Origin of the sequence: Blautia sp. HCP3S3_D9, assembly GCF_052063845.1 — a bacterium.
Taxonomy (GTDB): Bacteria; Bacillota; Clostridia; order Lachnospirales; family Lachnospiraceae; genus Blautia_A.
In genome coordinates, this window is sequence record NZ_JBQHWS010000134.1 from 1 (window position 1) to 9209 (window position 9209).

11 protein-coding genes are annotated in these 9209 nt (G+C 50.2%); 10 read left to right on the forward strand and 1 reads right to left on the reverse strand.

Translation table 11 applies throughout. The annotated features are described in order from the left end of the window. Positions 1-13: 13 nt before the first annotated feature. The 3 genes from ACTNES_RS17475 (at position 14) to ACTNES_RS17485 (ending at position 939) form a co-directional block, all read left to right on the forward strand. On the forward strand, positions 14-229 hold the full coding sequence (locus tag ACTNES_RS17475; RefSeq protein ID WP_002576404.1) for a Maff2 family mobile element protein: 216 nt from the start codon (positions 14-16) through the stop codon (positions 227-229). A 98-nt stretch (positions 230-327) separates the two neighbouring features. Next, positions 328-588, forward strand: coding sequence for a sigma factor-like helix-turn-helix DNA-binding protein (locus ACTNES_RS17480; RefSeq protein ID WP_441040224.1), 261 nt, complete (start codon positions 328-330; stop codon positions 586-588). Between the two features lie 135 nt (positions 589-723). Continuing rightward, on the forward strand, positions 724-939 hold the full coding sequence (locus ACTNES_RS17485) for a Maff2 family mobile element protein (protein ID WP_002576404.1): 216 nt from the start codon (positions 724-726) through the stop codon (positions 937-939). Here ACTNES_RS17485 and ACTNES_RS17490 read toward each other — a convergent pair. Next, positions 936-1247, reverse strand: coding sequence for a hypothetical protein (locus ACTNES_RS17490; protein ID WP_441040225.1), 312 nt, complete (start codon positions 1245-1247; stop codon positions 936-938). The two genes, ACTNES_RS17485 and ACTNES_RS17490, sit on opposite strands and share 4 nt — an antisense overlap. Between ACTNES_RS17490 and ACTNES_RS17495 the strand changes: the two genes are divergently transcribed. The 7 genes from ACTNES_RS17495 to ACTNES_RS17525 all read left to right on the forward strand — a co-directional run. Continuing rightward, positions 1246-2112: a VirB6/TrbL-like conjugal transfer protein, CD1112 family gene (locus ACTNES_RS17495; protein ID WP_238078496.1), complete on the forward strand. Its 867-nt coding sequence runs from the start codon at positions 1246-1248 to the stop codon at positions 2110-2112. The two genes, ACTNES_RS17490 and ACTNES_RS17495, sit on opposite strands and share 2 nt — an antisense overlap. A 17-nt stretch (positions 2113-2129) precedes the next feature. Further along, positions 2130-2522, forward strand: a complete 393-nt coding sequence (locus ACTNES_RS17500) for a PrgI family protein (protein ID WP_238078495.1) — start codon at positions 2130-2132, stop codon at positions 2520-2522. Positions 2523-2541: 19 nt separating this feature from the next. Then, positions 2542-4929: a VirB4-like conjugal transfer ATPase, CD1110 family gene (locus ACTNES_RS17505; protein WP_173745129.1), complete on the forward strand. Its 2388-nt coding sequence runs from the start codon at positions 2542-2544 to the stop codon at positions 4927-4929. 3 nt (positions 4930-4932) lie between these two features. After that, positions 4933-6702, forward strand: coding sequence for a CD1108 family mobile element protein (locus tag ACTNES_RS17510; protein ID WP_441040226.1), 1770 nt, complete (start codon positions 4933-4935; stop codon positions 6700-6702). 35 nt (positions 6703-6737) lie between these two features. Further along, complete coding sequence (locus ACTNES_RS17515; RefSeq protein ID WP_117963957.1) at positions 6738-6989, forward strand: DUF4315 family protein; 252 nt, start codon at positions 6738-6740, stop codon at positions 6987-6989. Next, positions 6986-8149 carry a CD1107 family mobile element protein gene (locus ACTNES_RS17520; protein WP_441040227.1) on the forward strand — a complete coding sequence of 388 codons (1164 nt, stop codon included), beginning with the start codon at positions 6986-6988 and terminating at the stop codon, positions 8147-8149. Before ACTNES_RS17515 ends, ACTNES_RS17520 begins: the two co-directional genes overlap by 4 nt. Positions 8150-8316: 167 nt before the next feature. Beyond that, the coding region (locus ACTNES_RS17525; RefSeq protein ID WP_441040228.1) for an NAD(P)-dependent oxidoreductase at positions 8317-9209 on the forward strand (893 nt) is incomplete at its 3' end.

Here is a 9209-nt window from a genome sequence, read left to right on the forward strand (position 1 = left end):
GAGGTACACATTTATGGCATTTTTCAACAGCGCAGTAACCGTTCTTCAGACCCTCGTCATCGCACTGGGTGCCGGTCTCGGTATCTGGGGAGCCATCAACCTGCTGGAGGGCTACGGCAACGACAACCCCGGTGCCAAGTCCCAGGGCATGAAGCAGCTGATGGCTGGTGGTGGCGTTGCCCTTATCGGCACGACTCTCGTACCGCTGCTCTCTGGCCTGTTCGGTTAATAGCCTAATTCGGGTGATAACACTCGGCGGGTGGCAAACGCTGCCCGTTACATATAGCTCCTATATGAATTTGAAATGGAATGGAAAGGAAAAGAAGCATGGCAAGAAAACGATCATATCCAGAAAATATTCTCCACGATTTACAGGTAGATGGAGTAACTGAAGATGTCCTGAAGTATGACCATCTGACAGAAAGAGAACGAGCAGTCATTCAGATGTACTACATTGAAAATAAGATGACACGCAAAGAAATTGCTGATGAGTTCGAGGTAACAGAACTGCGTATGCGGCAGATTATCAGCAAGGCTCTCAGAAAAATCAGGAAAAGAGCCAACATAGAGATAACAAAACGGCAGTAAGAGCTGCCTTTACATAGCCAGACCTCTGCCTGATCAACAGAAGTCTGGCTATTTTTCTGCCCGGATTCGTTTGATGCGCACGGACGAAGCAGGCATGACAACCAACATCTCATGTTTTCAAGGAGGTACACATTTATGGCATTTTTCAACAGCGCAGTAACCGTTCTTCAGACCCTCGTCATCGCACTGGGTGCCGGTCTCGGTATCTGGGGAGCAATCAACCTGCTGGAGGGTTACGGCAACGACAACCCTGGTGCTAAGTCTCAGGGCATGAAACAGCTCATGGCTGGCGGCGGCGTTGCACTGATCGGCACAACTCTGGTGCCGCTGCTTTCCGGTCTGTTCGGTTAAACAAAAGCTGTCGGAGCGAAGATTCCGACCGGGCGGCGAAAGCTGCCTGTTACATAGTCAGATGCAGACAATATCCGCAGCTGGCTATTTTCTGCGCTCTCCGGCAGGTGCACATGTTGGAAGTATGGCGCAGAACCACAGTTTAGAATCGCACCGGCTGATAGGCCGGACAAGTTACAGGAGGACAAATCTATGGCGTTTCTTACTACAACTGCATCGGCACTGTCTCTTTTCTCACAGTTGTTCATGCTTCTGTCCAGGATGGCGAAGCTGTTCGGCGTGTTTGCGTAAGGAAGGAGGCGGCTCATGCAGAGTATCCTTGAACAGATCACAGATTGGCTCAAGAGCATGATCATCAGCGGCATCATGGGAAATCTTTCAGGGATGTTTGATTCGGTCAACCAGCAGGTTGGACAGATCGCAGGCGATGTGGGAACCACACCGGCGAACTTTTCACCTGCGGTCTTTTCTATGATCCGCAACATCTCGGAATCCGTGATCCTGCCCATTGCCGGAATGGTGCTGACTTTCATCGCCTGTTATGAGCTGATCCAGATGCTCATTGAGCATAACAATCTGGCAAATTTCGAGACCTGGACATTTTTCAAATGGGTCTTTAAGACCTTTCTGGCAGTGACCCTGATCTCGAACACATTCAATATCACGATGGCTGTCTTTGATGTAACGCAGCAAGTGATTTCCCGAAGCGGCGGTCTGATTTCCGGCAGTACGTCCGTCAGCGATGCGACCCTGACAGCGATGCAGGCCACACTGGAAGGGATGGACTTGGGACCGCTGTTGGGGCTGTATTTGCAGACCTTTGTGGTTCAGGTCACGATGCTGGCGTTGTCGGCTATCATCTTTGTCATCGTGTATGGCCGAATGGTGGAAATATATCTCATGGTGAGCCTTGCGCCGATTCCGTTTGCAACCTTTGGAAACCATGAGCAGAGCCATACCGGTCAAAACTATCTGCGCTCCCTGTTTGCACTGGGATTCCAGGGCTTTCTTATCATGATCTGTGTGGGCATCTATGCAGTTCTGATTCAGAACCTGTCCTTTTCGGATAACATCATCAGCAGCATTTGGGGCGTTATGGGCTATACGGTTTTGCTGGCATTTACCCTATTTAAGACGGGGAGCCTCGCGAAATCCGTATTTGCAGCGCACTAATAGAGGAGGAATGATTCATGGCATCTTATATTTCTGTGCCGCGTGACCTTTCAAAGGTCAAAACCAAGGTCTTTATGAATCTGACCAAACGGCAGATTCTCTGCTTCGGAGCCGGTGCGCTGATTGGCGTTCCGGTTTTCTTTTTTCTCAAATCCAGTGGGAATCTGAGTCTTGCCGCACTTGGCATGATGGCAGTGATGCTGCCGCTTTTCTTTCTTGCCATGTACGAGAAAGACGGTCAGCCGCTGGAAGTGGTGGCAAAGCACTTCTATGAGGCGAAGTTCAAGCGACCCAAAACGCGGCCTTACAAAACAAAAAATTACTATGCACTGCTGGTTCAGCAGGCAGACGTGGAAATGGAGGTAAATCGCATTGTTCAAAATTCTCGAAAAGCTGACAGCGAAGAATAAAAAGCAGGATGACATCCGAATGCCGTCTCATCTGTCAGCCGCAGAGCAAAAGCAAGTGCAGACGGTGATTGACCGTGCAAGGGGTGACCGCACGGTTCCGCACTCGGCACAGGAGAGCATTCCCTTTCAGCGGATGTTCCCGGATGGTATCTGCCGTGTAACGGACAACTACTATACCAAAACCATTCAGTTTCAGGATATCAATTATCAGCTGGCGCAGCAGGAAGATCAGACGGCTATCTTTGAGGAATGGTGCAGCTTCCTGAACTTCTTTGATTCCAGCATCCGCTTTGAGCTTTCTTTTATGAATATGGCTACGGATGCCTCGAATTTTGAGAAGATGGTGCGTATCCCGTATCAGAAGGATCATTTCAATCCGGTGCGCACGGAGTACAGCACCATGCTGCGCCGCCAGCTTGCCCAGGGCAACAATGGCCTGACCAAGACGAAGTACCTGACGTTTGGCATTGAAGCGGAATCCATGAAACAGGCAAAGCCGAGGCTCATTCACATTGAGATCGATCTGATGAACAACTTCAAACGCTTGGGTGTCCGGGCAAAATTGCTGAACGGCAAGGAACGGCTTCATCTGATGCACGATATGTTCCACATGGGGGACCATGACCGATTCAATTTCGATTGGAAGTGGTTGCCAGAGAGCGGGCTGTCGGTAAAGGATTTTATTGCGCCGACCGGTTTTGCCTTTCCGAAAAACCGTATTTTTCAGATGGGCGGGATGTATGGTTCCATGTCCTATCTCCAGATCACGGCTTCCGACCTGTCGGATCAGCTGCTGAAGGATTTTCTGGATATGGAATCCAGCCAGATCGTGACTATGCACATTCAGTCGGTAGACCAGAATAAAGCAATCAAATCCATCAAGCACACCATTACGGAGCTGGATCGTTCCAAGATTGAGGAACAGAAGAAAGCTGTCCGTTCCGGATACGATATGGACATCATTCCGTCAGATTTGGCAACTTACGGCAAGGACGCAAAGGCACTGCTGAAGGAATTGCAGAGCCAGAATGAGCGTATGTTCCTGCTGACCTTTCTGGTGATGAACACCGGCGAGACGGAGCAGGAGCTGGAAACCAATGTGTTTCAAGCTTCCAGTATCGCGCAGAAGTACAACTGCAACCTGCGCCGTCTGGACTTTCAGCAGGAGCAGGGGCTGATGAGCTGCCTGCCGCTGGCACAGAACCTGATTGAGATTCAGCGCAGCATGACTACCAGCAGCACGGCAATTTTCGTGCCGTTTACCACCCAGGAGCTGTTTCAGACCGGGAAAGAGGCTCTGTACTATGGGCTGAATGCTTTGTCCAACAACCTGATTATGGTTGACCGGAAAAAGCTCAAAAACCCCAACGGGCTGATTCTGGGTACTCCCGGTTCCGGTAAATCCTTCTCTGCCAAGCGAGAAATCGCCAATGCGTTTCTGGTGACGGATGACGATGTAATTGTGTGCGATCCGGAAGCCGAGTACACGGCACTGGTGCAGAAATTTGAGGGGCAGGTCATTAAGATCAGCCCTTCCAGCACGCAGTATATCAACCCGATGGACATCAACGCGAATTATTCGGAAGAAGATAATCCGATTGCCCTGAAAGCAGATTTCATCTTGTCCCTGTGCGAGCTGATCGTGGGCGGCAAAGAAGGATTGCAGCCGGTAGAAAAGACGGTTATCGACCGTTGCGTTCATCAGATTTACCAGACCTATTTTGAGAATCCGGTGCCGGAGAACATGCCGGTGTTGCAAGACTTGTATGAGGCACTGCTCCGGCAGGATGAAAAGGAGGCACACCATGTGGCAACGGCACTGGAAATCTATGTGACCGGTTCCCTGAACCTGTTTAACCACCGCACCAACGTAGATATCAATAACCGGCTGGTCTGCTATGACATCAAGGAGCTGGGCAAGCAGCTGAAAAAGATTGGGATGCTGGTGGTGCAGGACCAGGTCTGGGGGCGTGTAACCGCCAACCGTAACGCCGGTAAAGCCACCCGCTACTATATGGACGAGTTCCATCTGCTTTTGAAAGAAGAGCAGACAGCGGCTTACAGCGTGGAAATCTGGAAGCGATTCCGTAAATGGGGTGGTATTCCCACCGGCATCACCCAGAACGTAAAAGATCTGCTTTCTTCCCGCGAAGTGACAAACATTTTTGAGAACAGCGACTTCATTTATATGCTGAATCAGGCAGCCGGTGACCGTCAAATTCTGGCGGATCAGCTGAATATCAGCCCACACCAGCTGTCCTATGTGACCCACTCCGGTGAAGGTGAAGGACTGCTGTTTTATGGAAATGTGATTTTGCCGTTCGTTGATCGTTTCCCGACCGATCTGGAACTGTACCGGATTATGACGACAAAATTAACCGAAGTGCAGGAAGTAAAGGGGGTGTAAGCGATGGCTGGCAAGAAAAATCCGAATCTCGGAGACAAGCTGCGGCAGGAGCGCGAGGGTGCGGAGAACACCCTTCGCGATTCCAGGAACAAAGCCGCCGATAGCAGTACGGGAGACAGCAACAAGAAAAAAGCGGAACACCGAAGGCAGATTCGTCACGAGGCCGATCTTGCTAAGATGCGCAGTAAGAAGCTGAAATCAGAGCAGGAAGTAAAAGCGAAAAAGAATGCAGCAGCTTCCGGGAAAAAAGGCGGAAAGCCAAAGAAGCCGGGAAATCTTGCGGCAGATGCACTTTCAGCCAAGGCACATCAGAGTGTGCGCAATGCCGACCAGGATAATAATTCTGGTGTGGAGGCAGCGCATTTTACCGAAGGCTCAGCGGAAGGTGCAGCCCGTGCTGGTTCCCGGTTCCAATATGGTCGAAAGCTGCGGCAGTACAAAAAGCTGGAGCGGTTGGAGAAAAAGGCAAATAAAGATGCCGTAGATTCCATCTTTGCGGAACGCATGAAGTCTGATCCGCAGGCTGGTTCCAATCTCTTTTCCCGATGGCGGCAGAAGCAGGCCATCAAAAAAGAGTATGCCGCTGCGAAGGCAGGTGCAGCCGCTGCGGAGAACACAGCATCTGGCACAGCCAAAGCTGCGCAGGGTACTGTCAGTATAACGGAAAAGGCATTTCAGTTTGTGCAGAGCCACTCGCATATCATCATCGGTATCGCAGCCGTGGGACTGCTTGTTTTGGTGATTGCCGGGGCGGTTTCGTCATGCTCCGTCTTGATCAATGGCGGCGGCAATGTGGTGCTGGGGACTTCCTACACGGCAGAAGATGAAGATTTGAAAGGCGTGGAGACGGATTATACCAAGCTGGAAGATAAACTTCGCAAACAAATCGACCGCATTGAAACCGACCATCCGGGCTATGACGAGTATCGCTACAATCTGGCAGAGATTGGTCACAATCCCTATGAGCTTGCATCTCTGCTGACCGTAGAATTTGAAAACTATACGAGAAGCCAGGTGCAGGCGCGGCTCCAGAGTATTTTTGAAGCGCAGTATGAGCTGAAGTTGGAGGAAAAGGTGGAAATCCGGACAAGGAAAGAAACCCGTGTGGGCTATCGCTACAATCCAATCACCGGAACCGGACACACCTACACCTATCAGGTGACGGTACAGTATGAGTATAAAATCCTCAATGTAACACTGCTCAATCGGGGCGTTGACTATGTTGCAAGAAATTCCGGCCTTACAGATGACCAGCTGCAACGATACGAAGTCACACTGGAGTGCCGGGGCAATCGGGATGACCTGTTTGCAGGCATAGCCTTTGCAACGCCGGATGGCGCGGGTTCCAGCGGAGAATACCAGGATTACGACATTCCGGGCGAAGCTCTGACGGATGAAAAATTCCGGAAGATGATTACCGAAGCAGAGAAATATCTCGGTTATCCCTATGTTTGGGGCGGCAGCTCGCCGAGTACCAGTTTTGACTGCTCCGGTTTTGTAAGCTGGGTCATCAACCACTGCGGCAATGGCTGGAATGTAGGCAGGCAGACGGCCAACGGTCTGATGGGAAAATGCGACATTATCTCGAAGAGTGAGGCAAAGCCCGGAGACCTGATCTTCTTCCAGAAAACCTACAACACCAGTGGCGCATCCCATGTGGGCATTTATGTCGGCAACGGGATGATGATTCACTGCGGCAACCCAATTTCCTATGCTTCCATTGAGACGAACTACTGGCGGCAGCATTACTACTGTATGGGAAGAATTCGATAAAAACAGGGCGTTTATTCGTCCGGAAAGGAAACGATATGAGCTTGAAACTGGAAAAGATTGCTGCGGAGCGGGAGAAAGCCCGCAGAAAACGCGATGAGTGGGAGGAGCGCAGAAAGGAATGGGACAGAAAGTACCACGAACAGGAAAACAGCGAAATCTGTGAAATGGTACATGCCCAGAGCCTGACCCCGGAACAGCTGGCAGTCATCATTCAGATGGCGCAGGCTGCGGTTCCCAACCCGGAAAACATGAAACTGGACGAGAAAGAAACGGAGGATATGGAATGAAAAAGATGATGGCAATGCTGCTTGCCAGCGTGATGGTGGCAGGAACCTTTGCGACTACTGCGTTTGCCTATACGGGCGATGATGTGCAGAAGAACACATCTGTCAGTACCGCTGCGCAGGAAGCGGATGCAGCAGGAAGCGCAAATGCAGGGAAAACGGACAATACCGACAGCATCGAAATCGACCCGGATATGCAGGTGCTGCCGGATGGCTATGAGGTTTCTACGGATGCGGATGGGAACCTGATCGTTACGGTGGGCGGCAAGGAATACAACATCGGCAGCGAAAAGTCTCGAAAGCAGATGGGTACAGTGGTGCCGGGTATCACCAGCCTGCATTTTCGTTCCGGTCCCGGTATGGATCAGGAGATTATCGGATATCTGCATTCAGGCGATACGGTGGAGATTGTCGAAAAATGCGGTGACTGGTATAAGGTGAACTTCAACGGCAAAACCGGGTATGCACATGGAAAGTACCTGAATGTCACGGATTCCACAAAAGACAGCAGCATGTTCAGTGAAGATGCGCTGAAGCTGTTTCTGGATCTGATGCAGAGCGGAATGTCATCCGAGGATGAGACGGAATTCAGTACAGCTTTGACTCCGGAAGGAAATATGACGCTGGTGGACGATATCGATGAGGAAGAAGATAAATCCAGCCAGCAGTTCATTACGCTGGTGACAAAGGCGGGTAACACGTTTTATCTGATTATCGACCGCGATAAAGACGGTAACCAGAATGTGCATTTCCTGAATATGGTGGATGAGGCCGATCTGCTTGCACTGATGGATGAAGAGGAAGCCGCCAAGTATCAGGAGAAGGAGCCGGAAGTCACGGAACCTGCGGAAACCGAAAAGCCGCAGGAGGCGGAGCCTGCACCGGAAGAGCAGAAAACAGAGAGCGAGCAGAAGAAAGCGTCTCCGCTTCCGATGATTATGCTGCTTCTGTTTGTGATTGGTGCAGCCGGTGTCGGCGGTTATCTCTATATCAAGATGAAGGGCGTAAAGCCTGCATCTAAGAAAAATCAACCGGACCCTGATGCGGATTATCACGATGAGGATGAAGACGCGCTCCAGCTGCCGGAGGATGACGGTGACGAGGACGAAGAAGTGGATGTAAACGAGGATTACGAAGCGGAATCGGATGATGAACCTGTCTAATTAAGACTGTGTTGACCTGAGGGGCGGCTGAGAAGCCGTCCCTTTTACATAGCTAAATGGTTTGTGAATGGAGTGTTTTGAGCAATGAAGCTATGGAAACTGTAGGTGATATCTGATAAAATAGAGAGAGAACAGTGATACAAATCGGTAGTTGTGGAGGTGGCTGTATGAAAATCGCAATCATCGGAAGTTTTCCTCACGCAGCAAAAGAACAGATAATCAATAGGTTTCCGGAGGCGTGGAAAGTAAGAATTCTGCATCCTTATGAAGCAGCAGAAGAAGAATTAAGAGACGCAGACGTGCTCATACCGGAGCATATCAAAATCAACGCAGCGTTGCTGGAAAAAGCGCCCAGACTAAAACTGATCCAAACAGGTGCGGGGTATGACAATGTAAATCTTGAAGACTGTACCAGATACGGCGTTCAAGTCTGTAATGCTGCCGGCGTGAATGCGAATGCGGTTGCCGAGCATGTGATGGCCTTCATTCTTTGCTGGTATAAAAACATCACATACCTCGATTCGTTCCTAAAGGCTCACCGGGATGAAGGAGAACTGCAATACAGGGGAGCAGAGCTTTCTGAAAAAACGATCGGAATCATTGGCCTCGGAAATGTAGGAAAAAAGGTTGCGGCGTATTGTAATGCCTTTCATATGAACGTCCTGGGCTATAGCCATAAGCCGTTTGACATTGCCGGTGTACAGCAAAAAGATCTGGATAGCATTTACCGTGAGAGTGATATCGTCAGTATTCATATTCCTTTGAATGAAAGCACGCGGCATATGATCAATTCTCATGCGTTCGACAAAATGAAATCTGACGCAGTCTTGATCAACACATCAAGGGGAGCGGTCATTGACCAGGATCAACTGATACTGGCAATAAAACAGGGCAGTATTGGCGGAGCTTGTCTGGATGTATATGAAGATGAACCCTTAAGTATGGATAATCCTCTGCGGGACTTGAATCATGTCATCCTAACTCCCCATACGGCCGGACTTCCGGATGGCGTGAAGTCTGTCTCTTATACACATCTCCGAGCCCACGAGACAGTCTGTGA